Here is a 23,191-nt window from a genome sequence, read left to right as displayed (position 1 = left end):
GATGACATCGGCCACCGAGGCAGGGGTCCCTCCGGCCCCTGCCTCCCCCAAGTCGCGCAAGAGCGTGACCGGCACGCGCAGGACCGTGGCAGCGCTGTTCCTGCTGCCCGCTCTCGTGCTGCTGGGCGCGCTCGTGGTCTACCCGATCGGGTACTCCATCGTCCGCAGCTTCTACAACCAGTCCGGCGACGGTTTCGCCGGTATCGACAACTACAAGGCCCTGTTCACCGACGACGGCATCCGTACGGCCCTGAAGAACAACATCATCTGGGTGGTGTTCGCGCCGACGATCGCCACCGCGCTCGGTCTGATCTTCGCGGTGCTCACCGAACGGGTGCGCTGGGGAACGGCGTTCAAGCTGGTCGTCTTCATGCCGATGGCGATCTCCATGCTGGCGGCGGGCATCATCTTCCGGCTCGTCTACGACCAGGACCCGGACAAGGGGTTCGCGAACGCGGTGTGGGTGGGCGTGCACGACACGTTCGCGCAGTCCTCGGCGTTCCCGAAGGCCCACCCGGGCCGCAACTCCCCGCTGGTGGCACAAGGGGGCGGCTTCATCACCAAGGAGGCCGTCCACACCGGCGGCACGGTCACCCTGCCGCTGGTCGGTGTCGCCCCGGACCAGATGCCGGGCGACGCGAAGAAGGCGGTGGCGCCGCAGGCCGACCCGGGCCGGATCACCGGGACGACCTGGCAGGACTTCACGCGCGGCAAGGGCGTCGGCAAGCTCGGCGGGGTCGACCCGACCGAACTCGGCTACCCCGGCATGAAGATCGAGGCGGTCAAGGACGGCAAGGTCGTCGAGACCGCGAAGGCCGGTGACGACGGCACGTTCTCCTTCTCCGAGAAGGCCGACGGAGCCCGACTCCGGCTTCCGGCGAGCAACTTCAAGGAGGCCTACAACGGGATCGACTGGCTCGGGCCGTCACTGGTGACGCCGGCGGTCATCGGGTCGTACATCTGGATGTGGGCCGGTTTCGCGATGGTGCTGATCGCGGCCGGGCTCGCGGGCATCCCCCGCGAACTCCTGGAAGCGGCCCGGGTCGACGGCGCCAGCGAGTGGCAGGTCTTCCGCAGGGTCACGGTCCCCCTCCTCGCGCCCGTCCTCGCGGTCGTCACCGTGACCCTGATGATCAACGTCCTGAAGATCTTCGACCTGGTCTTCATCATCCCCCCGGGCTCCTCGCAGGACGACGCGAACGTCCTCGCGCTGGAGCTGTACCGCAAGGGCTTCGCCGAGGACCAGCCGGGCATCGCGAGCGCCATCTCGGTGTTCCTGCTGCTGCTGGTGATCCCGGTGATGTGGTTCAACATTCGTCGGCTCAGGCGGGAGGTACGGCGATGACGACCCAGGCCGAAAGGCTCCCCGAGACGGCACCCGCCGAGGGTGCGAAGGTGAAGCAGTCACTCGGCTCACGGCTCGTCGAGCGGGTCAGCGGCGGCCTGATCAGCGTCTTCCTCGTCGCCGTCGGCCTGTTCTGGCTGGTGCCGACGATCGGGCTGCTGATCTCCTCGCTGCGCAGCCCCGAGGACCTCGCCGCGACCGGCTGGTGGAAGGTCTTCACCGAGCCGTCCCAGCTCACCCTGGACAGCTACGACAAGCTGCTCCAGAACAGCGACATCACCGGCTCCATCGTCAACACCGTGCTGATCACGGTCCCGGCGACGGTCCTGGTGATCGTCATCGGCGCGCTCGCGGGCTACGCGTTCGCGTGGATGGAGTTCCCGGGCCGCGACTGGTGGTTCATGGCCGTGGTCGGTCTGCTGGTGGTGCCGGTGCAGGTGGCCCTCATCCCGATCGCCGAACTCTTCGGCAAGATCGGCCTGTTCGGCAACCTCTTCGGCGTGATCCTCTTCCATGTCGGCTTCGGTCTGCCGTTCGCGGTGTTCCTGCTGCGGAACTTCTTCGCGGAGATCCCCCGCGAGCTCCTGGAGGCGGCCAGGCTCGACGGCGCGGGCGAACTGCGCCTGTTCGCAAGGGTGGTGATGCCGCTCGGCGCGCCCGCGATCGCGAGCCTGGGCATCTTCCAGTTCCTGTGGGTGTGGAACGACATGCTGATCGCCCTGGTGTTCACGGACGCCGACAGCCAGCCGATCACGGTCGCCCTGCAGACCCAGATGCGCGCCTTCGCCGACAACGTCGACGTGCTCGCACCGGGCGCGTTCATCTCGATGGTGATTCCGCTGATCGTGTTCTTCGCGTTCCAGCGGCAGTTCGTGTCCGGCGTGATGGCGGGCGCGGTCAAGTAGCCCGCAGAGCAGCCGACTTGAAGGGGCGGGCCGGTTCCGGTCCGCCCCTTCGCGTTCGCCCGAATGCCGTACGGACCGTAACCCCTTGCCCCCATGGGGCGTTCCCGGGCAGACCGCCCGCGCCGACCCATGGATGTGCCGTGCCCAGGTTCAGTGTCATCGTCCCCGCGTACAAGGTTCAGGCGTGTCTGACCGCATGCCTGGAATCGGTGCTGTCCCAGTCGTACGACGATCTGGAGCTGATCGTGGTCGACGACCGCTCGCCGGACGCGTGCGGCGAGATCGCCGACGAGTTCGCGGCCCGCGACCCCCGGGTCCGGGCGGTCCACCTGGCGCGGAACGAGGGGCTCGGCCACGCCCGCAACGCCGGGACGGCCGAGGCGACGGGCGACTACCTGCTGTTCCTCGACGGCGACGACACCCTCACCCCGCACGCGCTGCGGGCGATCGCCGACCGGCTGAAGGAGACGGGCGAGCCGGACGTCCTGCTGTACGGCCACGCGCTCGCCCACTGGTCGGGCGAGACCGTCCGCGACGCCTTCGCGGGTCAGCTCACCGAACAGGGCCCGGCCCCCTTCCTCCTGGAGGACCGGCCGGGGCTGCTGCGGGTGCCGCCGGTGGCCTGGAACAAGGCGTACCGCAGGGAGTTCACCGAGCGCGGCGGCTTCGCCTTCCCGTCCGGCCACCACACCGACCTGCCGTGGACCTACCCGGTCCTGATGACCGCCGAGTCGATCGCCACCCTGGACCGGGTCTGCGTCCACCACCGGCAGCGGCGACGGAGCGGGATGCCCGGCACGGTCGGCCACTTCGATGTCTTCGACCAGTACGACAGGGTCTTCGCGTACGTCGACGCGCGCCCCGAACTCGCCCGGTGGCGGCCGGTGTTGTTCCGCCGCATGGTGGACCACCTCGCGGCGCTGTTCACCGACCCGGACCACCTCCCGCGCGCCGACCGCGCCGAGTTCCTGAAGCGGGCCCGCGACCACTACCGCGCCCACCGCACTCCGGGTCACCCCGTCCCGGCACACTCCCGGTTGCGCCACACCGTGATCCGGCTGGGCCTGTACCGCACCCACCGACTCGCGGAACTGGTCCGGGGGTTCGCCCGACGGGCCGCCCGCCCGGCGCTCCGCCTCGCCAAGTCCCTGCGCGCGACCGCCCTCCGGCTCCACTACCGCGTCCAACTCCGGCTCCCCCTGCGCGAGGACCGTGCCGTCTTCGCCGCGTACGGGGGCCGCGGCCACGGCTGCAACCCGGGCGCGCTGGAGGAGGCGTTCCGCACCTTCGCCCCGCACATCCGCACCGCGTGGGTCGCCCGCCCCGAGCACCACCACACCGTCCCGACCGCGACCCGCCGGCTGCGCCCCGGCACGGCCGCCTACTGGACGGCGCTGGCCCGCTCCAAGTACCTGGTCGACAACACCGACTTCGACCGCCGCCTCGTCAAGCGCCCCGGCCAGATCCTCGTCCAGACCCAACACGGCACCCCCCTCAAGCACATGGGCCTGGACCTCCTGGAACGCCCCGCGGCGGCAGGGGACTTGGACGTCGAGGCGATGCTGCGCGGGGTCGACCAGTGGGACTACCTCCTGTCCCCCAACCGCCACACCACCCTGACCTGGGAACGTGTCTACCCGGGCGGCTACACCACGCTCCCCTACGGCCAGCCCCGCAACGACGTGTTCCAGCGGGCGACTTCGGAGGACGTACGGCGGCTGCGCGAGTCCCTCGGCATCCCCGAGGGCTCGGTCGCCATCCTGTACGCGCCCACCCACCGCGACTACCGCCGCACCCAGCGCACCACCCTCGACCTGGACCGCCTCGTGCGCCGCCTGGGCCCCCGCTTCGTCGTGCTGGCCCGCGCCCACCACCGCCACGGCGGCCCGCTCGTCTCCCCCGCCACCGCGCGGGTCATCGACGTCACCGGCCACCCGAGCGTGGAGTCCCTGTGCCTCGCCTCGGACGCCCTGGTCACCGACTACTCGTCCCTGATGTTCGACTACGCCAATCTGGACCGCCCGATCGTGATCCACGCCGACGACCGTGAGGCGTACGAGGCGGCCCGCGGCACCTACTTCGACCTGCGGTCCTGCGCGCCGGGCGCGGTGGCGCGCAGCGAGGACGAACTCATCGACATCTTCGCCACCGGCCACTGGCGCGGCTCCCGCTCCACCCAGCTGCGCTCGGCGTTCCGCGAGCGTTTCTGCCCGTACGACGACGGCCGCGCCGCCGAACGGGTCGTACGCCATGTCGTCCTGGGCGAGACGCAGTCGCCGCCCGTGATCCCCCTGGCCGACCGGCATCCGGTGCCCTCCGCGGCGGCCGCGCTCGGCCGGCCGCCGCTGGCCACCGTGGAGCGCGGCGCGACGGACACGCCCGTCGCCGAGACCCGCTAGGAGGCGCCGCATGCCGTCCAGCCCGTCGCATCCCACCCCGACCCGCCCCTCCACCTGGCGGCCGGCGGGGCGGCCGGGGCGCCGGCTCCGCCGCCAGGGCCTGTCCTAGCCCCGAGCCGCCTCCGGGTGCAGCCGGATCCAGCCCTCCCAGGCCGACGCGATCATGTCCTGGACGTCGTGCTTGGCCTTCCAGCCGAGTTCCGTGGCCGCCAGGTCGGCCGAGGCCACGACCCGGGCCGGGTCTCCGGGGCGGCGGGGAGTGACCGTCGGGGGGCGGTCGTAACCGGTGATGGCGTTGATGTGGTCGATCATCTCGCGCACGGAGACGCCCTCGCCGCGGCCGATGTTGACGGTGAGGCCGCGCCCCGGGGAGGCCTGCAGGGTGCGGGCGGCGGCCACGTGGGCCTCCGCCAGGTCGGCGACGTGGATGTAGTCGCGGACGCAGGTGCCGTCGGGGGTGTCGTAGTCGTCGCCGAAGATGCGCGGGGCCGCGTCCTGCGTGAGCTTCTCGAAGACCATCGGGACGATGTTGAAGACGCCCGTGTCGGCCAGCTCGGGGCTCGCCGCGCCCGCCACGTTGAAGTAGCGCAGGCAGGCCGTGGCCAGGCCGGTCGCGCGGCCCGTGGCACGGACCAGCCACTCGCCGGCCAGCTTGGTCTCGCCGTACGGGGACATCGGTGCGCAGGGGGTCCGCTCCGTCACCAGCGGCACGTCCGGCATGCCGTACACCGCCGCCGAGGACGAGAAGACGAAGGAGGGGACCCCGGCCGCCGTCACCGCCTCCAGGAGGACGCGCAGGCCCTCGACGTTCTCCCGGTAGTAGTGCAGCGGCAGGTTCACCGACTCGCCGACCTGCTTCTTCGCCGCGAGATGGACCACCCCGGTGACCTCGTGGTCCGCCAGGGTGTGCGCGACCCGCTCGGCGTCCAGCGTGGACCCCGTCACCAGTGGCACGCCGGCCGGCACGCGCTCGGCGACACCGGTGGACAGGTCGTCGTACACGACCGCCTGCTCGCCCGCCTCGGTCATCGCCCTCACGACGTGCGCCCCGATGTAGCCGGCGCCTCCGGTGATCAGCCAGGTCATGTACGGCCGTCCCCTCTTCGGTTGACCCGTGTCCGCGTATCAGTGAACCAGGCCGGTGCCGTCGACAGCGCGGTGAGCGTCAGTCCTGGACCAGCCCTCGGTCGGCCTCGTCGGGCAGTTCGGCGTGCACGGCGGCGTCCAGTGACGAGGTCAGCCGGTCGAGACGGAGCCGCAGGTCACGGATCTCGTCCAGGTCGAAGCTGGTCGCCTGGACGATCCGGCGAGGCACCTGTTCCGCGCGCTCGCGCAGGGCGACGCCCTGCTCGGTGAGCCGCACCTCCACCGAGCGCTCGTCGCGGGCACTGCGCTCGCGCCGGACCAGGCCCGCCGTCTCCAGTCGTTTGAGGAGCGGGGACAGGGTGCCCGAGTCGAGCCGCAGGTGCTCGCCGAGCTTCTTGACGGGCAGCTCGCCGTGTTCCCACAGAAGGAGCATCACCAGGTACTGCGGGTAGGTGATCCCCAGATCCTTCAGGATCACGCGGTAGACGCTGCCGAAGGCGCGGGAGGCCGCGTTCAGGGAGAAGCAGATCTGCTGGTCGAGGCGGAGCCAGTCGGTGGCGGTCGGGGATGTGGCGGCCGTGGGTGTCGAGGTCGGGGACGTGTCCATGCGTCCAGGATAGCTCTTGCGAGCCATTTAGTTGTGTGCAATTGAATTGTGTGCTCTACTTGTCGTCGTGAGGCGGCCGCGACAGAGCCGCCGGAACAAGTCTTCGAGAGGGATGGTCTTTGATGGACGCGCTCTACACCGCTGTCGCCACCGCCACTCACGGCCGTGACGGCCGGGCCTACACGAACGACGGCAAGATCGACGTCGCGCTGGCCCCGCCGGCTGAGCTGGGCGGCAACGGGCAGGGCACCAACCCGGAGCAGCTGTTCGCCGCCGGTTACGCCGCCTGCTTCGGCAGCGCCCTCGGTCTCGTCGGCCGCCAGGCCAAGGTGGACGTCAGCGACGCCGCCGTCACCGCCGAGGTCGGCATAGGCAAGCAGGGCGAGGGCTTCGGCCTCAAGGTCGCCCTCCGCGTCGAACTCCCCGACACCGTGGACGCGGAGACCGGCCGCAAGCTGGTCGAGCAGGCCCACCAGGTCTGCCCCTACTCCAACGCCACCCGCGGCAACATCGAGGTCGACCTCGTCATCGAGTAGGGGTCACGCGACGGCTGAGGCGCGCGCCTCTCCGCAACCCCGGCTCTGTCAGAAGCCTGCACGGGCCTCGTTCCGGTTCACTCCGGGACGGGGCCCGTGGTCGTTGTCCGCTCCCCGCTTGGAGGCCACGGCAACTCGGGCCCCGCCCGCACGGACGACCTCGACGGCCCACGGCTAACCTGCGCGGATGGTCGTTCGTATGGAGCGCGCCCTGGGCGCTGTCATCGGTTCCGCAGTGGGGGACGCGCTGGGCGCCCCCTTCGAGTTCGGGCCGGAGGGTGCCTTCACGGACCGCTTCCCGGCTCCCGGGCACGGCGGCGAGATGTGCGGGGGCGGCGGCTGGGAGCCCGGCGAGGCGACCGACGACACCCAGATGGCCGTTCTGGTCGCCGAGTCCCTGGTGGAGTGCGGCCGGCTCGAACTCCCGGACGTCTTCCGGCGGTTCCAACGGTGGGCGGCGGCGGAGCCGAAGGACATCGGCCTCCAGACCGAGGCCGTGCTCAGCAGCGGCGACCCGTGGGACACCGCGGCCGCTCTCCACTTCCAGGTGAACCAACGCGCCGCGGGAAACGGCGCCCTGATGCGAGCGGCGCCGTCCGCCGTGCACTTCGCCGTGCGGGGCCGCCACGCCACCATGGACGCGGCCCGCCGCCTGGCCGCCCTCACCCACGGCGACCGGGCCGCCTGGGAGGGCACGGCCGTCTTCCACGAATTCGTACGGGTCGCCCTGGCCGGCAACGACCCGCTGGACGCCGTGGAAGCCGCCCTCGGCGCGGTCCACCCGGACCACCGCCCGCGCTACACCACCGTCCTGGCCCCCGACTGGCACCCGGACCAGGCCACGGAGTTCAACGGCGCCGTACGGCCATGCCTGGGCTCCGCCGTCTGGGCGCTGCGGACGACCACCTCGTACGAGACGGCCGTACGCGCCGCGATCGACCTGGGCGGCGACACGGACACGGTGGCAGCGGTGACGGGCGGCCTGGCCGGTGCGGTGTACGGCGTCGCGGCCATCCCGGAACGCTGGACGGCCCCGCTCCACGTACCGCTCCCGGGCTTCGCCGGCCGGGTACTGACCGCGGCCGACCTGGCGGACCTCACCCGTCTGCTCACCGGCTGACGAACGCGCCTTCAGCACGCCCTCCGGACGCCGGACGCCGAGCGCCGGACGCCGGACGCCGGACGCCGGACGCAGCCAGGGGTACGGGCACAGCCGCCGGGGCTCAGAGCGCCTTCAGCGCCTCCGTCGTCGCCCGGGACAGCGCCGCGAGATACCCCTTCGGCAGCTTCGAGCCGCGGATCACCACCGAGCGCCAGTACAGGGGGCCGGAGATCAGATCGAGGGCCAGTTCGTCGTTGAAGCCCGTGCGCAGCTCCCCCCGCTGCTCCGCCGCCGTGATGATCTTGCTGGCGACGCCCTCCTGGCCCTTCTGCAACGCGTTCTGCAGGGCTTCGGCGATCTCGGGGTTACGGGCCGCCTCGGCCTGCAGGTCCGGGATGATCTGCGAGGCCACCGGGTGCCGCAGCGCCCTGGACGTCACCTCGTACAGCATCCGCAGGTCGTCCTCCAGCGAACCCGTGTCCGGGACCGGCAGGCCCAGCACCGCGATCTCCGAGACGACGTCGAGGACAAGGTGCAGCTTGGAACGCCAGCGGCGGTAGACCGCGGTCTTGCCGACGCCCGCGCGGCGCGCGATGCCCTCTATCGACATCCGCGCGTACCCGACAGCCGCGAGTTCCTCGAAGACGGCGCCACGGATGGCTTCCGTCACATCCTCGCGGAGTACGGCGGCGCCGGCCGGGGGACGGCGGCGCGGACGGGTCTGCGGCGCGTCGGCGTTGGTCGTCATGCGGACCAGCATAGGGCGTAGCGACGAAACGGTCCCGTTCCGACGCGGGTGGTCGGGACGAGACGGTCTCGTCGCGGCGCGCCGCGTTACGACGATACGGGCGCGTCCCGACGTGATCCGTCGCGACGAAACGGTTGCGTCCCGACGCGATCCGTCACGACGAAACGGTTGCGTTCCGACGCTCACTCGTCCTACGCTCACGTTGCGACGATACGGTGCCGTCCCGACGTAAGAAAACGTGAAGAGTCGCGTAAGGAAACGTCGGATGACGGGCGCGCCAGCCGCACGCGCACCACCCCCACCCCCCGAGTGAAAGCAGCGGATGTGAGCCAGGTCCTCGACACACCGCCCCCCACAGCGCCTCCGGCCGACGGCGACCTCTCGGCCCTGGCCGCCCGGCACGGCCTGGCGGTCAGCGGTGCCCGCCCCTCCCTGCCCGCGTACGTCCGCCAGCTGTGGGCACGGCGGCACTTCATCACGGCGTTCTCGACCGCCAAGCTCACCGCGCAGTACAGCCAGGCGAAGCTGGGCCAGGTCTGGCAGGTCATGACCCCGCTGCTGAACGCGGCGGTGTACTACTTCATCTTCGGCGTGCTGCTGGGCACCAAGAGGAACGTGCCGGACTACGTCCCGTTCCTGGTCACGGGCGTGTTCATCTGGACGTTCACACAGAGCTCGATCATGGCGGGCACGCGCGCGATCTCCGGGAACCTGGGCCTGGTGCGCGCCCTGCACTTCCCGCGGGCCGCGCTGCCGATCTCGTTCGCGCTCCAGCAGCTCCAGCAGCTGCTGTTCTCGATGGCCGCCCTGGTCGTGATCCTGCTCTGCTTCGGTGTCCCGCTCGCCGCGTCCTGGCTACTGGCGGTCCCGGCGCTGGTGCTGCAGTCCGTCTTCAACGCGGGCGTCTCGATGATCATGGCGCGGATGGGCGCCAAGACGCCGGACATCGCGCAGCTGATGCCGTTCGTGCTGCGCACCTGGATGTACGTCTCCGGCGTGATGTGGAGCATCGACAAGCTGGCCAAGGGCCACCACGACTGGCCGTCCTGGGTGGTGCCCGTCCTCCAGGCCAACCCGGCCGCCGTCTACATCGACCTGATGCGCTACTCCCTGATCGACAGCTTCCACGCCAGCCAGCTCCCGCACCACGTGTGGGCGATCGCGGTGGGCTGGGCGCTGGTCGCCGGCGTCGGCGGCTTCATCTACTTCTGGAAGGCTGAGGAGACGTACGGCCGTGGCTGACATCGAGAACGACAAGATCCCCACCGTCGTCGTCGACGGCGTCGACATCGTCTACCGCGTCAACGGCACCGGGGCGGGCAAGGGCTCCGCCACCGCCGCCCTCAACCGCATGCTGCGCCGGGGTCAGGTCGAGAAGGCGGCGGGCGTGCGCAAGGTGCACGCCGTCAAGAACGTGTCGTTCGTCGCCTACAAGGGCGAGGCGATCGGGCTGATCGGCACTAACGGTTCCGGCAAGTCGACCCTGCTCAAGGCGGTCGCGGGCCTGCTCCCGGTGGAGAACGGCCGTATCTTCACCGACGGCCAGCCCTCCCTCCTCGGCGTCAACGCGGCCCTGATGAACGACCTCACCGGCGAGCGCAACGTCTACCTCGGCGGCCTCGCCATGGGCATGTCCCGCGAGCAGGTCAGGGACCGCTACCAGGAGATCGTCGACTTCTCCGGCATCAACGAGAAGGGTGACTTCATCACCCTCCCGATGCGCACCTACTCGTCCGGCATGGCGGCCCGGCTGCGTTTCTCCATCGCCGCCGCCAAGGACCACGACGTCCTGCTCATCGACGAGGCGCTCGCCACCGGTGACCGTTCCTTCCAGAAGCGCTCCGAGGACCGCATCCGGGAGCTCCGCAAGCACGCGGGCACGGTGTTCCTGGTCAGCCACAGCAACAAGTCGATCCGCGACACCTGCGACCGGGTGCTGTGGCTGGAGCGCGGCGAACTGCGCATGGACGGCCCCACCGACGAGGTCCTGGCGGCCTACGAGGACTTCACGGGCGGCCCGGACAAGGCGAAGCCGAAGCCGAAGGTCGCCGCCTGAGAATCCGTACAGGACGGACGACCGGACGACCGAGGGCGCCCCGAGCCACATGGCCCGGGGCGCCCTCGTCGTCGTATCGCTGACGAACGCTTACGAATGCTGCCGCAGCAGCGTCCTCATCGTGCGCATCGCCACCGACAGGTTGGCCAGGTCGAACGCGTCCGAGCTCCGGATCTCCTCCAGGGTGGTGCGCGCCCGGCTCAGGATCGGGGCGTTCTTCTCCTCCCAGGCCTTGAAGCGCTGCTCGGGCGTGGACGTGCCGTTGCCCACGGCCAGGACGTCCGCGGTCAGTGCCGAGTGGGCCGCGTAGAGGTCCTCGCGGATGGAGGCGCGGGCCATGGACTGCCAGCGGTCGGCGCGGGGCAGCTCGATGATGCGGTCCATGAGCTGGGTGATGTGCAGGCGGTCGGCGAGGTCGTAGTACACCTCGGCGACGTCCATCGGGTCGCGGCCCATGCGGTCGGCCACCGAGACGATGTCCAGCGTCGGGAAGGCCGAGGAGAAGCCGGCCACGCGCGTGGCGAGTTCGTCCGGGACGCCGGCGCCGCTCAGCTCGTCGTAGATCTTCTGGTACCACTCCAGGTCGGCGCCCCGCAGCAGCTTCGGCAGCTGCGACCACACCTGTTCGACGCGGTCGCCGAAGAACTCGACGGTCTCGGCGAGCTGGAGCGGCTGCGGCCGGTTGTTGAGCAGCCAGCGGGTGCCGCGCTCGACGAGGCGGCGCGAGTGCAGCCGGATCCGGGTCTGTACGGCGGCCTCGACCTGGTTGTCGAGCGCCTCGACCCCGTCCCACACCACGCCGGAGCGGAAGATCGCGCGGGCCACGGTCTGCGCCCGGACGATCTCCTCGAGGGAGGCGCCGGTCTCCTCGCGCAGGCGGTGCAGATAGGTCGTACCGCCGGTGTTGACCGTGTCGTTGACCAGGACGGTCGTGGTGATCTCGCGGTGCAGCGGGTGGTTGTCGATGTGCTCGGGGAACTTCTCGCGCAGCGCGGCCGGGAAGTACGTGTGCAGCAGGCCGTGCAGATAGGGGTCGTCCGGGAGCGAGGTGTGCAGCAGCTCCTCGGCGACCGTGATCTTCGTGTACGCCAGCAGGACGGCCGTCTCCGGGCTGGTCAGGCCCTGCGCGGCGCCGAGGCGTTCGCGGATCTGGCGGTCGGTGGGCAGGAACTCCAGGGCTCGGTCGAGGTGGCCTTCGCGCACCAGGTGGCGCATGAAGCGCTGCTGGGCGTGGAGCATGTCCTTGGACTGGGCGAGCGCGTTGGCGATCGCGGTGTTCTGCGCGTAGTTGTTGCGCAGGACCAGGTGGCCGACCTCGTCGGTCATCTCGGCGAGCAGCTTGTTGCGCTGCTTGACCGTCATGTCGCCCTCGGTGACCAGGCCGTTGAGCAGGATCTTGATGTTCACCTCGTGGTCGGAGGTGTCCACGCCCGCGCTGTTGTCGATGGCGTCGGTGTTGATCTTGCCGCCGCGCAGCGCGAACTCGATCCGGCCGAGCTGGGTCAGGCCCAGGTTGCCGCCCTCGCCGACGACCCGTACGCGCAGGTCGGCGCCGTCGACGCGGATCGGGTCGTTGGCCTTGTCGCCGACGTCCGCGTGGGTCTCCGTGGACGCCTTCACATACGTGCCGATGCCGCCGTTCCACAGCAGGTCCACCGGCGCCTTGAGGATCGCCTTCATCAGGTCGGCCGGGGTCATCTTGGTGACCTTGTCCTCGATGCCGAGGGCCTCGCGGATGTGGGCGTTGACCGGGATGGACTTGGCGGTACGGGGGAAGACGCCGCCGCCCGCGGAGATCAGCTCGGTGCTGTAGTCGGCCCAGCTGGAGCGCGGGAGGTCGAAGATGCGGCGGCGCTCGGCGTAGGAGGTGGCCGCGTCGGGCTTGGGGTCGATGAAGATGTGCCGGTGGTCGAAGGCGGCGACCAGGCGGATGTGCTCGCTGAGCAGCATGCCGTTGCCGAACACGTCACCGGACATGTCACCGATGCCGACGACGGTGAAGTCCTCGGACTGGGTGTCGAGGGCCAGTTCGCGGAAGTGCCGCTTGACGGACTCCCAGGCGCCGCGGGCGGTGATGCCCATGCCCTTGTGGTCGTAACCGGCCGAGCCGCCGGAAGCGAAGGCGTCACCGAGCCAGAAGTTGTACGACTCCGCGACCCCGTTGGCGATGTCCGAGAAGGTCGCGGTGCCCTTGTCGGCGGCGACGACGAGGTAGGTGTCGTCCTCGTCGTGCCGTACGACGTCGGCGGGCGGGACGACCTCTCCGGCCACCATGTTGTCGGTGATGTCGAGCAGCGCCGAGATGAACATCTTGTAGCTGGCGATGCCCTCGGCCAGCCAGGCGTCCCGGTCCACGCTCGGGTCGGGCAGCTGCTTGGCGACGAAGCCGCCCTTGGCGCCGACCGGCACGATGACGGTGTTCTTGACCATCTGCGCCTTGACCAGGCCGAGGATCTCGGTGCGGAAGTCCTCACGCCGGTCGGACCAGCGCAGGCCCCCGCGCGCGACCTTGCCGAAGCGCAGGTGCACGCCCTCGACGCGCGGCGAGTACACCCAGATCTCGAACGCCGGGCGCGGGGCCGGGAGGTCGGGGATGGCCTGCGGGTCGAACTTCATGGAGACGTAGTCGTGCGGCTTGCCGCCGGCGGCCTCCTGGAAGAAGTTGGTGCGCAGGGTCGCCTTGATGACGGTCAGGAAGGACCGGAGGATCCTGTCCTCGTCCAGTGAGGCCACCTGGTCGAGGGCCGCGTCGAGCTCCTCCAGGAGGGCGTCGACGAGTTCGTGCCCGGCACGCTGGCGGTCCGGCGACATCCGCGCCTCGAACAGGGAGACGAGCAGCCGGGTGGTGTGGACGTTGTTGCGGAGGGTGTCCTCCATGTAGTCCTGCGAGAACGTGGAGCCCGCCTGGCGCAGGTACTTGGCGTACGCCCGCAGGACCATCGCCTGACGCCAGTTCAGGCCTGCGCTCAGCACCAGGGCGTTGAAGCCGTCGTTCTCCGCCTTGCCGGTCCAGGTGGCGGCGAAGGCCTCCTGGAAGCGCTCGCGGCCGTCGTCGCCCAGGTAGTCGCCGCCGCCGTTCTGCGACTTGGGCATGCGCAGGCCGAAGTCGTAGATCCAGGCGATGCTGCGGTCCGAGCAGCGCAGTTCGTAGGGGCGCTCGTCCATGACCTCGACGCCGAGCCGGTTGAGGACCGGCAGGACGGCGGACAGGGAGATCGCGTCGCCCTTGCGGTAGATCTTGAAGCGGCGCTCCTCGGGGGCGGCGCCCACCGGCTCGTAGAGGCTGAGCGCGAAGGAGTTCTCCTCGGTGAGCCGCTCCAGGTGGACGAGGTCGGCGACCGCGGAGCGCGGGGTGTGGTCGGCCTTGTAGCCCTCGGGGAAGGCGTTGCCGTAGCGGCGCGACAGTTCGGCGGCGCGCTCCTCGCCGAGCTCGGCGTTGAGGGCCTCGGCCCAGCCGTCGGCCCAGGAGCGGGCGGCCTCGACCAGGCGGGTCTCGATGCGCTCCTTGTCGCCGTCGCTGAGCTGCGGCAGCTCGGTGCCCTGGGGGACGCGGACCACGAAGTGCAGCCGGGACAGGATCGACTCGGTGTTCCAGGCGGTGAAGTCGACGCTGATGCCGCCGAGCTCCTCCTTCAGGATGTCGATGATCCTGAGGCGGACACCGGTGGTGTAGCGGTCGCGGGGCAGGTAGACGAGGGCCGAGTAGTAGCGGCCGTACTCGTCCTGGCGCAGGTAGAGGCGCAGCCGGCGCCGCTCCTGGAGGTACAGGACGGAGGTGGCGATGGACTCCAGCTCGTCGGCCGGGGTCTGGAAGAGCTCGTCGCGCGGGTAGGTCTCCAGGATCTGGAGCAGGTCGCGGCCGTCATGGCTGTTGGGCGAGAAACCGGCCCTTTCGAGCACCTCGTCCACCTTGCGCCGAATGACCGGAACCCGGCGCACCGACTCGGTGTAGGCGGCGGAGGAGAACAGTCCGAGGAAACGCCGCTCGCCGACGACATTGCCGTCCGCGTCGAACTTCTTGACCCCGATGTAGTCGAGGTACGACGGCCTGTGCACGGTCGCCCGGCTGTTGGCCTTGGTCAGCACGAGCAGCTTGTGCTCACGTGCCTTCGCGCGCGCGTCGGCGGGCAGCCGCTCGAAGGACGGGCTGACCGGGTGGCCCTCCTCGCCCGCGTGGTGCGGGTCGGAGCGCAGGATGCCGAGGCCGGTGCCGGGGACGGCGGCGAGGGAGTCGTCCGGCCTGAGCTGGTACTCGCGGTAGCCGAGGAAGGTGAAGTGGTCGTCGGCCAGCCAGCGCAGCAGCTCGCGGGCCTCATCGATCTCCATGCCGCGCAGATCGGTGGCGACGGGCTCGGCGGGCAGTTCGTCGGCCATGCGCAGGGCCGTGTCCCGCATCTTCTCCCAGTCCTCGACGGCCTCCCGGACGTCGGACAGGACGCGCAGCAGGTCGGCGGTGATCTGCTTCAGGTCGCCGCGGTCGGTCTCGCGGTCGATCTCGACGTGGATCCAGGACTCGGTGTGCGCGTCGTGCGGGAGGTCACGGGCGGACGGCGGGGCGGTGAGGATCTCGATCAGCTTGCCGGTGAGGTCGCGGCGGACGACGACCTGGGGGTGGATGACGACATGGATGCCGCGCCCCTGGCGGGTCAGCTCGTTGGTGACGGAGTCGACGAGGAAGGGCATGTCGTCGGTGACGACCTCGACGACGGAGTGGGTGCACGTCCAGCCGTTCTCCTCCACCGTGGGCGTGTGCACCCGCACGTTGGCCGTGCCCTGCGGGCGCGTCTCGCCCAGCCGGAAGTGGGAGAGAGCGGCTCCGTAGACGTCGATCGGGTCGCGGTCGGCGAGGTCTTCCGGGGCCGTGTGCAGGTAGTAGCGCTGGAGGAACGCGAGCACGGTCTCGCTGTCCGGGGTGTCCGGCGTGCGGAAGGTGTCCTCGTCTGTCGTCCCAGTCGGTAGGTGCCCCCCGGCCGGGCTGTTCTCAGCTACCCGTGCGGCCCTCTCGAGCAGCTCGGCCTTGGCTTCGTCCAGCTTGGTCTGCATTGTCCTCTGACTCCTGTCGCGCGCCGTTGCGTGACGTAGAAGGAAGTTCGGCTTCTTCCCCTGCGGCTCGACGCCACGGCCCGGGGTCTCCGGTCTGCTCCGACGCTATGCCGCAAGGTGAGAAGAGCGGGGGTATATCAGCCATTCTCGACACGCCCGTCGGGTGTGACGCTGCTCTCTGCCGCGCCGCTGACGAGGGTGTACTCGGCGTCATGAGGGCCCCTACGGCCCCGTCCCGCCCGCGAGGACCAGCGGCCGCCGCCCGGCCACGGAGGTGTTCCGTGCGTACCGGGCGCGAGGCGGGGGCCACAGCGCCCCCGCGAACTATCGCGCTGATCACGCCACCAAGGCTATCGCTCATCACAGGGGGGTCGTCATGAGCCGTATGTGTACAAAACCAGGGGTGGAACTTTGACACTCTGCACAGTGCCTGCGCCGCATCCAGACCATGACCTTCTCCCCCTCCCTTTCGCGCGCCCCCTTGGCAAGCGCGCCCCGCCGGTGCACTTTGCCGACATGACCGCAAAAATCCTCATCGTCACCGGTGACGCAGCAGAGTCACTGGAGGTCCTGTACCCCTACCAGCGCCTCCGCGAGGAGGGCTACGACGTCCACATCGCCGCCCCCGCCCGCAAGCAGCTCCGGTTCGTCGTCCACGACTTCGAACCCGGCTTCGACACCTACACCGAGAAGCCCGGCTACACCTGGCCCGCCGACCTGGCCTTCGCCGAGGTCGACGCCGGCCAGTACGCCGCTCTCGTCATCCCCGGCGGCCGCGCCCCCGAGTACCTGCGCAACGACCCCGAGCTCCGCAAGATCCTCAAGTCCTTCTTCGACGCGGACAAGCCGGTCGCCCAGATCTGCCACGGCCCCCTGCTCACCGCCGCCATCGACAGCCTCCGCGGCCGCCGCGTCACCGCCTATCCGGCCCTGGAGCCCGACATGCAGTCCGCCGGCGCGGCCTTCCAGGACGCCGAGGTGGTCGTCGACGGCACCCTGGTCTCCTCCCGCGCCTGGCCGGACCACCCGGCCTGGATGCGGGAGTTCCTGGAGGTGCTCCGGGCGAAGGCACCGGTGACCTAGCCGACGGGGTGCCGCATGCCGTCGTGGTCGCGGAACCGACGCGAACGGTCACGCCGCTATGCGCTCGGCCTCCGCGACCGCCTCCGCCAAGGTGTCCACCACGGGCACTCCCACCCCCTCGAGGCTGGCGCGGCTGTGCGACCCCCCGGTGTAGAGCACGGCCCGCGCCCCCACCCGCATCGCGGCCACCGCGTCGTCCGCGGCGTCCCCGATCACCACGGTCCGCGCCGCCTCCACTCCCGCCAGCGCGGCGAGATGCCGCTCCATGTGCTCCGCCTTGCTGCCCCCGGAGGGTCCGGTCCGCCCGTCCACCCTCAGGAAGTGCGACTCGATCCCGAATCCCCGCACCAACGGCACCAGTTCGTCATGCACGTACATGCTGAGGATCGACTGGCTGCGCCCGGCCGACCGCCACCCCATGAGCAGTTCGACCGCGCCGTCGGTGAGCCCGCACCCCACCCGGTGCTCGGCGTAGTACCGGTGGAAGGTCTCGTCCATGACCTCCCACTCCGCGTCGGTGGGCAGCCGGCCGAGCAGTCGCTCGTAGAACTTCGGCACCGGCACGCAGTACAGCGCCCGGTACTGCTCCAACGTGATCGGCGCGAGCCCCAGCTCGCCGAACGCCGCGTTCGTCGCCCCGATGATCGCTTCGTTGTCGTGGAACAGCGTGCCGTTCCAGTCCCAGACGATGTGCGCCCCTGTCAGCTTCCCCATGCCAAAAACGTACCCGCCCCCACTGACAATCAGGAGGCGGGCAGGTCACAGCGGGTAAAACCGCGGCCCGGCACGACGGGACATCGGGCTCAGCCGCCCAACCCGACCAGGTTCGGGATCTCCTGCGTCGCGTACCACAGCAGCTCGTGGTCCTCGGCCCCGTCCACGACGAACTGCGCGTCGTCGTCCCCGGCGTCCGCCGCCTCCAGCGCGTCCACGGCGGCGGTGACGTCCTCCACCGCGTCGTCCGAGTCGACGTGCACCGCGGCCGCCTTGGCCAGCCTCACCGTCCCGGCCACCCGCACCTCACCGAGGGCGGCGGGGTCCAGCGCCCGGTCGGGATCGGCGACCGCCGCTCCGTCGGCCACGTCGACGGCCACCACGACCCGGCGCCGCACCGCCCCCGCGTCCGCGGCGAGCAGTCGCAGCGAGGCCAGCGCGGCCCGGTTCAGCGCCGCGTACTCCAGCTCCTCGATGTCGTCGGAGAGGTACCACTCACGCAGGCCGGGCGTGACGGCGTAGGCGAGGAGCGGTCCGGCCCCCAGCTCACCCGTCTTGTACGCCTCGGCGAGCCCGGAGAGGGTCAGGGGGACGTAGACGCGCATGACTGGCCGCTTTCGTGGTCGGAGAACATCATCGGAGGGGCTCCGCGACGGCCTTCAGGATACGTGCGGGCGTCCCCTTTCGAGTCCCCGCCCAGACCTCGGCAGGCGTCCACCCCGGGCCCGGAATTCACCCTCCCTGCCCTTGGCGCCACCGGCCTTTCACCCTCTCCGGTCACCCTGATAGGTGAACATTCCGGCCGGGCCGACCCGGCCTTCCGCTTCCTTGCCGCCGCGGTCCGCGGCCCCGTACAAGATCCCCAACCAGAAGTTACTGCCCGGTACTTCCCGGGCCCGCAGAACGGGGATCCCATGAACAAGGTCATGACCAGGGGCCAGCACCACCCCGGCACCCGCCCGCCGGCCCGCCGCGACTCCCGCCGCCCGGGCGGCACACCGCCCCGCACACCTGGCGGCACCACCTCCCGCACGGCCCCGGGCGACGGCCGCCCACCGGGCTCCTCCGGCCACGGCCCCCGCGCCGGTACGGGCCCCGCCAACGGCCGTCCGCAAGCCGGACCGGGCCGGACCGGGACGACCACCGGAGCCACACGGCGCGGCACGATGGCCGGCGATACGGCGACCGGCACGAGCAGCATCACGCCCGAGACCCCGGCCGCTGCCAGCATCACCGCCGAGACCCCGGCCACTGCCCCGCGCAGCACCCCCACGGCGACACACACCGCCGCCCTCACCCGCGCCGCAGCGGCACTCTCCGACGGAACCACCACCAGGCCCTACGCGCCCGCCTCAGGCAGCACAGTCCGCGGCACAGCCACCCCGGCCGTCGTCCCGCCCCAGACCCCGCGCCGCCCGCTGGCCCGGCCCGTCCCACAGCCGCGCCCAACCGATCTCTTCGCCGACCTCCTCCTCGCGGTCCTGAGCGGCCAGCGCCCCGTCCACTCGATGCTCCGGCACACCGCGGGCCGTGGCTACGACGAGCTGGCCTGGCTCGCCGAGCGCGGCCCCCTGCGCACCCGCGGCGCCCGTCCCGTCGTCCGGGACATCGGCTACTACGTCCCCCGCGAGGGCGCCGTGGAGGCCTTCGCCCGCATCGGTGCCGGCGACCAGCTGCGTGCCATGGCCTTCCGCCTGGAACAGGGCAAGGACCTCCGCTGGCGCTGCACCGCGGTCGAACTGGGCGGCCCCCGGGCTCCCCGGCCGGACGACGACTGACAGGCCCGCGGAAGCCCGCGCGTCCCTCGCACGCCGAAGGGCCGGCCACCCAGGGGTGACCGGCCCTTCCTGGCTCACAGGGACTACTTCTTGCGCCGCCCCCGAGCACGGGACTGCTTGCGCCGCTCCGCGCGCGTGAGGCCGTCCGCCTCGGAACGCACGGGCTCGCCGTCGTCGGTGAACTCGCCCTCGATGACACCGCCCTCGCCGTCCACGGTCGGCGCGGAGAAGTGCAGGTCCCGGCGCTGCGGGGCGTCAAGCCCCTTCGCCCGGATCTCGGGACGCGAGCCGGCCTGCGCCGGAACGGAGTCCTGCTTGGCGAGGGACGGCTTCTCGTCCTCGACCGGGACCTCCTCGACCTGCTGCTCGACCTGGACCTCCAGGTTGAACAGGTAGCCGACGGACTCCTCCTTGATGCCCTCCATCATGGCGGTGAACATGTCGAAGCCCTCGCGCTGGTACTCGACCAGCGGGTCCTTCTGCGCCATCGCGCGCAGGCCGATGCCCTCCTGGAGGTAGTCCATCTCGTAGAGGTGCTCGCGCCACTTGCGGTCCAGGACCGACAGCACGACCCGGCGCTCCAGCTCACGCATGATCTCGGAGCCGAGCTGCGCCTCACGCGCCTCGTACTGCTCGTGGATGTCGTCCTTGATGGACTCGGAGATGTACTCGGCGGTCAGACCCGCGCGGTCGCCGGCCGCGTCCTCCAGCTCCTCGACGGTGATCTTCACCGGGTAGAGCTGCTTGAACGCGCCCCACAGCCGGTCGAGGTCCCAGTCCTCCGCGAAGCCCTCGGCGGTCTCCGCCGCGACGTACGCGTCGATGGTGTCGTCCATGAAGTGCACGATCTGCTCCTGGAGGTCCTCGCCCTCCAGGACGCGGCGCCGCTCGCCGTAGATGACCTCGCGCTGGCGGTTGAGGACCTCGTCGTACTTCAGGACGTTCTTACGGGTCTCGAAGTTCTGCTGCTCGACCTGCGACTGCGCGGACGCGATCGCGCGCGTGACCATCTTGTTCTCGATCGGGACGTCGTCCGGGACGTTCGCCATCGACATCACGCGCTCGACCATCTGGGCCTTGAACAGCCGCATCAGGTCGTCGCCCAGCGAGAGGTAGAAGCGGGACTCACCGGGGTCGCCCTGACGGCCGGAGCGACCGCGCAGCTGGTTGTCGATACGGCGGGACTCGTGCCGCTCGGTGCCGAGGACGTACAGGCCGCCGAGCTGCTTGACCTCCTCGAACTCCGCCTTGACCGCCCGCTCGGCCTTCTCCAGGGCGGCCGGGAGAGCGGCGGCCCACTCCTCGATGTGCTCCTCGGGGTCGAGGCCGCGCTGGCGCAGCTCCGCCTCGGCGAGGTCCTCGGGGTTGCCGCCGAGCTTGATGTCGGTACCACGGCCGGCCATGTTGGTGGCGACGGTGACGGCACCCTTGCGGCCGGCCTGGGCGACGATGATCGCCTCTCGGTCGTGCTGCTTGGCGTTCAGCACCTCGTGCTGCACGCCGCGCTTGCTCAGCTGCTGCGAGAGGTACTCGGACTTCTCGACCGAGGTCGTGCCGACGAGGATCGGCTGGCCCTTCTCGTGCTTCTCGACGATGTCGTCGACGACCGCCTCGAACTTCGCGACCTCGGTGCGGTAGATCAGGTCCGACTGGTCCTTGCGGATCATCGGCCTGTTCGTCGGGATCGGCACCACGCCGAGCTTGTAGATCTGGTGGAACTCGGCGGCCTCGGTCATGGCCGTACCGGTCATGCCGCAGAGGCCCGGCTGTTCCTTGCCGTTGTGGTCGTGGCGCTTGTACAGGCGGAAGAAGTTCTGCAGGGTGATCGTGGCGAGCGTCTGGTTCTCGTCCTTGATGTCCACCCCTTCCTTCGCCTCGATCGCCTGGTGCATGCCCTCGTTGTAGCGGCGGCCGGCGAGGATACGGCCGGTGTGCTCGTCGACGATCATGACTTCGCCGTCCATGACGACGTAGTCCTTGTCCTTCTTGAAGAGCTCCTTCGCCTTGATGGCGTTGTTCAGGTAGCCCACCAGAGGGGTGTTCACCGACTCGTAGAGGTTGTCGATGCCCAGCCAGTCCTCGACCTTGCTGACACCGGACTCGTGGATGGCGACCGTGCGCTTCTTCTCGTCGACCTCGTAGTCGCCGGTCTCCTCGATGCCCTTGAGCGGGTTGCCGGCCTCGCCCTTCTTCAGGCGGGTGACCAGCTTGGCGAAGTCGCCGTACCACTTGGTGGCCTGGTCGGCCGGGCCGGAGATGATCAGCGGCGTACGGGCCTCGTCGACCAGGATGGAGTCGACCTCGTCGACGATGGCGAAGTTGTGGCCGCGCTGGACGAGTTCGTCCTTGGACCACGCCATGTTGTCGCGCAGGTAGTCGAAGCCGAACTCGTTGTTCGTGCCGTAGGTGATGTCGCAGTTGTACTGCTCGCGACGCTGGGCCGGCGTCATGTTGGCGAGGATGCAACCGACCTCGAGGCCCAGGAACTTGTGGACGCGGCCCATCATCTCGGAGTCGCGCTCGGCCAGGTAGTCGTTGACCGTGATGAGGTGGACGCCCTTGCCGGACAGCGCGTTCAGGTACGCCGGCAGCGTGCCGACGAGCGTCTTGCCCTCACCGGTCTTCATCTCGGCCACGTAGCCGAGGTGGAGGGCGGCGCCGCCCATGATCTGCACGTCGTAGTGGCGCTGGCCCAGCGCGCGCTTCGCGGCCTCGCGTACGGTGGCGAACGCCTCGGGCATCAGGTCGTCCAGGCTCTCACCGTCGGCGTAGCGCTGCTTGTACTCCTCGGTGAGGGCCCGCAGCTCGGCGTCGGAGAGGTCGATGAAGTCCTCTTCGATGGAGTTGACCTGGTCCGCGATGCGGTGCAGCTTGCGCAGGATCTTGCCTTCGCCTGCACGCATGATCTTCGAGAGGACGGACACGGGGGTTGGTCTCCTTGCCGGTCGGGCCTGGGACGGTCGGTTTCCATTTGACTTGCTGAGCAACGGCCATCGTATGCGAGGACCCCGCCGCGTCGGGAGGCCTGCCGGGTACGCCGACTGTCCGCTCCTTCAAAACTGCTTCAAAGGGGACAACGGACGGGGAACGCCGTTGGTGCCGCGCCGCGCTCACGAATTGCGCGAATTGTGATCGCCCGCTCACACACGGCGAAATCGATGGCGTCTTCCCGAACACCTGAGCAGAATCGGCTGATGGAACCCGTCGCACTGACCACGGACCGTCTCCTGCTGCGCGCGCCCACCCCGCAGGACACCGAGACCGTCCTCGCGGCCGTGCAGGACCCCGACATCCTGCGCTGGACCACGATCCCCTCGCCGTACCTGATCGAGCACGCCCAGAGCTTCACCGAGCGGCTGGCCCCGGAGGGCTGGGCGAACGGCACGATGTTCACCTGGGGCCTCTTCCTCCCCGAAGGGGAGGACCTGGTGGGCATGCTGGGTCTGACGATGCGCTCACCCGGCATGGCGGAGATCGGCTACTGGGCCACCAAGGAGCACCGTGGCCGCGGCTACGTCACCGAGGCCGTGCTCGCCGTCTCCCGCTGGGCCTTCACCGAGCTGGCGGTCGACCGCGTGGAATGGCGCGCGGAAGTGGGCAACCAGCCCTCGCGCGCGGTGGCGGAGCGCGCCGGGTACGTCATCGAGGGCGTCCTGCGCTCCGGCCTCGCCCACCAGGGCGTACGACGGGACTGCTGGGTGGGCGCGCTGCTGCCCTCGGACCTCGGGCTGCCGTCGACGACGCAGTACGTCCCAGCCCCCCGGTAGATCCGCGGATCACCTCGCGTTG

17 protein-coding genes are annotated in these 23,191 nt (G+C 70.3%); 10 read left to right on the top strand and 7 right to left on the bottom strand.

Annotation, left to right across the window (positions count from 1 at the left end; genetic code table 11):
- Position 1: 1 nt before the first annotated feature.
- From ACFYZ8_RS00225 to ACFYZ8_RS00215, 3 genes are all read left to right on the top strand, one after another.
- The gene (locus tag ACFYZ8_RS00225; RefSeq protein WP_388542252.1) at positions 2-1,345 is read left to right on the top strand and encodes a carbohydrate ABC transporter permease; all 1,344 of its coding nucleotides are present in this window, start codon (positions 2-4) and stop codon (positions 1,343-1,345) included.
- The gene (locus ACFYZ8_RS00220; protein ID WP_359030582.1) at positions 1,342-2,250 is read left to right on the top strand and encodes a carbohydrate ABC transporter permease; all 909 of its coding nucleotides are present in this window, start codon (positions 1,342-1,344) and stop codon (positions 2,248-2,250) included. The genes ACFYZ8_RS00225 and ACFYZ8_RS00220 overlap by 4 nt, the downstream gene beginning before the upstream one ends.
- A 140-nt stretch (positions 2,251-2,390) precedes the next feature.
- Positions 2,391-4,649: a CDP-glycerol glycerophosphotransferase family protein gene (locus tag ACFYZ8_RS00215; RefSeq protein WP_388542254.1), complete on the top strand. Its 2,259-nt coding sequence runs from the start codon at positions 2,391-2,393 to the stop codon at positions 4,647-4,649.
- A 105-nt stretch (positions 4,650-4,754) separates the two neighbouring features.
- On the opposite strand, the gene galE is transcribed toward ACFYZ8_RS00215, so the two are convergent.
- Together galE and ACFYZ8_RS00205 are read right to left on the bottom strand one after the other, a co-directional pair.
- A complete protein-coding gene (gene galE / locus ACFYZ8_RS00210; RefSeq protein ID WP_388542256.1) occupies positions 4,755-5,735 on the bottom strand; it encodes a UDP-glucose 4-epimerase GalE in 981 nt (326 codons plus the stop codon).
- A 79-nt stretch (positions 5,736-5,814) separates the two neighbouring features.
- Positions 5,815-6,342, bottom strand: a complete 528-nt coding sequence (locus ACFYZ8_RS00205; protein ID WP_388542258.1) for a MarR family winged helix-turn-helix transcriptional regulator — start codon at positions 6,340-6,342, stop codon at positions 5,815-5,817.
- A 122-nt stretch (positions 6,343-6,464) separates the two neighbouring features.
- Between ACFYZ8_RS00205 and ACFYZ8_RS00200 the strand changes: the two genes are divergently transcribed.
- On the top strand, positions 6,465-6,878 hold the full coding sequence (locus ACFYZ8_RS00200; protein WP_037711420.1) for an organic hydroperoxide resistance protein: 414 nt from the start codon (positions 6,465-6,467) through the stop codon (positions 6,876-6,878).
- Between the two features lie 187 nt (positions 6,879-7,065).
- Positions 7,066-7,998 carry an ADP-ribosylglycohydrolase family protein gene (locus ACFYZ8_RS00195; RefSeq protein WP_388542260.1) on the top strand — a complete coding sequence of 311 codons (933 nt, stop codon included), beginning with the start codon at positions 7,066-7,068 and terminating at the stop codon, positions 7,996-7,998.
- Positions 7,999-8,101: 103 nt separating this feature from the next.
- Here the strand turns inward: ACFYZ8_RS00195 and ACFYZ8_RS00190 are convergent, their stop codons facing one another.
- Positions 8,102-8,740: a TetR/AcrR family transcriptional regulator gene (locus ACFYZ8_RS00190; RefSeq protein WP_359030586.1), complete on the bottom strand. Its 639-nt coding sequence runs from the start codon at positions 8,738-8,740 to the stop codon at positions 8,102-8,104.
- 312 nt (positions 8,741-9,052) lie between these two features.
- Between ACFYZ8_RS00190 and ACFYZ8_RS00185 the strand changes: the two genes are divergently transcribed.
- Both ACFYZ8_RS00185 and ACFYZ8_RS00180 read left to right on the top strand, forming a co-directional pair.
- Entirely contained in the window at positions 9,053-9,970 is a 918-nt protein-coding gene (locus ACFYZ8_RS00185; RefSeq protein ID WP_359030587.1) for an ABC transporter permease, read from the top strand.
- The gene (locus ACFYZ8_RS00180; RefSeq protein ID WP_359030588.1) at positions 9,963-10,784 is read left to right on the top strand and encodes an ABC transporter ATP-binding protein; all 822 of its coding nucleotides are present in this window, start codon (positions 9,963-9,965) and stop codon (positions 10,782-10,784) included. Before ACFYZ8_RS00185 ends, ACFYZ8_RS00180 begins: the two co-directional genes overlap by 8 nt.
- A gap of 90 nt (positions 10,785-10,874) precedes the next feature.
- Here ACFYZ8_RS00180 and ACFYZ8_RS00175 read toward each other — a convergent pair whose 3' ends face one another.
- Positions 10,875-15,827 carry an NAD-glutamate dehydrogenase gene (locus tag ACFYZ8_RS00175; RefSeq protein WP_388542262.1) on the bottom strand — a complete coding sequence of 1,651 codons (4,953 nt, stop codon included), beginning with the start codon at positions 15,825-15,827 and terminating at the stop codon, positions 10,875-10,877.
- A gap of 516 nt (positions 15,828-16,343) precedes the next feature.
- On the opposite strand from ACFYZ8_RS00175, the gene ACFYZ8_RS00170 reads away from it, so the two are divergent.
- Positions 16,344-16,910, top strand: coding sequence for a DJ-1/PfpI family protein (locus ACFYZ8_RS00170; RefSeq protein ID WP_359030590.1), 567 nt, complete (start codon positions 16,344-16,346; stop codon positions 16,908-16,910).
- Between the two features lie 48 nt (positions 16,911-16,958).
- Here the strand turns inward: ACFYZ8_RS00170 and ACFYZ8_RS00165 are convergent, their stop codons facing one another.
- Both ACFYZ8_RS00165 and ACFYZ8_RS00160 read right to left on the bottom strand, forming a co-directional pair.
- Positions 16,959-17,624, bottom strand: coding sequence for an HAD family hydrolase (locus tag ACFYZ8_RS00165; RefSeq protein ID WP_359030591.1), 666 nt, complete (start codon positions 17,622-17,624; stop codon positions 16,959-16,961).
- Positions 17,625-17,713: 89 nt separating this feature from the next.
- Positions 17,714-18,229: a DUF6912 family protein gene (locus ACFYZ8_RS00160; protein WP_388542264.1), complete on the bottom strand. Its 516-nt coding sequence runs from the start codon at positions 18,227-18,229 to the stop codon at positions 17,714-17,716.
- Positions 18,230-18,538: 309 nt separating this feature from the next.
- On the opposite strand from ACFYZ8_RS00160, the gene ACFYZ8_RS00155 reads away from it, so the two are divergent.
- Positions 18,539-19,402 (top strand): Rv3235 family protein, encoded by an 864-nt coding sequence (locus ACFYZ8_RS00155; protein ID WP_388542266.1) that lies wholly within the window; start codon positions 18,539-18,541, stop codon positions 19,400-19,402.
- Positions 19,403-19,485: 83 nt separating this feature from the next.
- On the opposite strand, the gene secA is transcribed toward ACFYZ8_RS00155, so the two are convergent.
- The gene (gene secA, locus ACFYZ8_RS00150) at positions 19,486-22,326 is read right to left on the bottom strand and encodes a preprotein translocase subunit SecA (RefSeq protein WP_388542267.1); all 2,841 of its coding nucleotides are present in this window, start codon (positions 22,324-22,326) and stop codon (positions 19,486-19,488) included.
- Between the two features lie 270 nt (positions 22,327-22,596).
- Here secA and ACFYZ8_RS00145 point away from each other — a divergent pair, with 270 nt between their 5' ends.
- Positions 22,597-23,169, top strand: a complete 573-nt coding sequence (locus ACFYZ8_RS00145; protein WP_388542269.1) for a GNAT family N-acetyltransferase — start codon at positions 22,597-22,599, stop codon at positions 23,167-23,169.
- The last annotated feature ends 22 nt before the right edge of the window (positions 23,170-23,191 follow it).

This window comes from Streptomyces sp. NPDC001668, assembly GCF_042893155.1.
In the GTDB taxonomy this organism is placed as follows: Bacteria; Actinomycetota; Actinomycetes; order Streptomycetales; family Streptomycetaceae; genus Streptomyces.
Note: the sequence above shows the minus strand (reverse complement) of the source record. Positions and strands in the feature narration are given on the sequence as shown.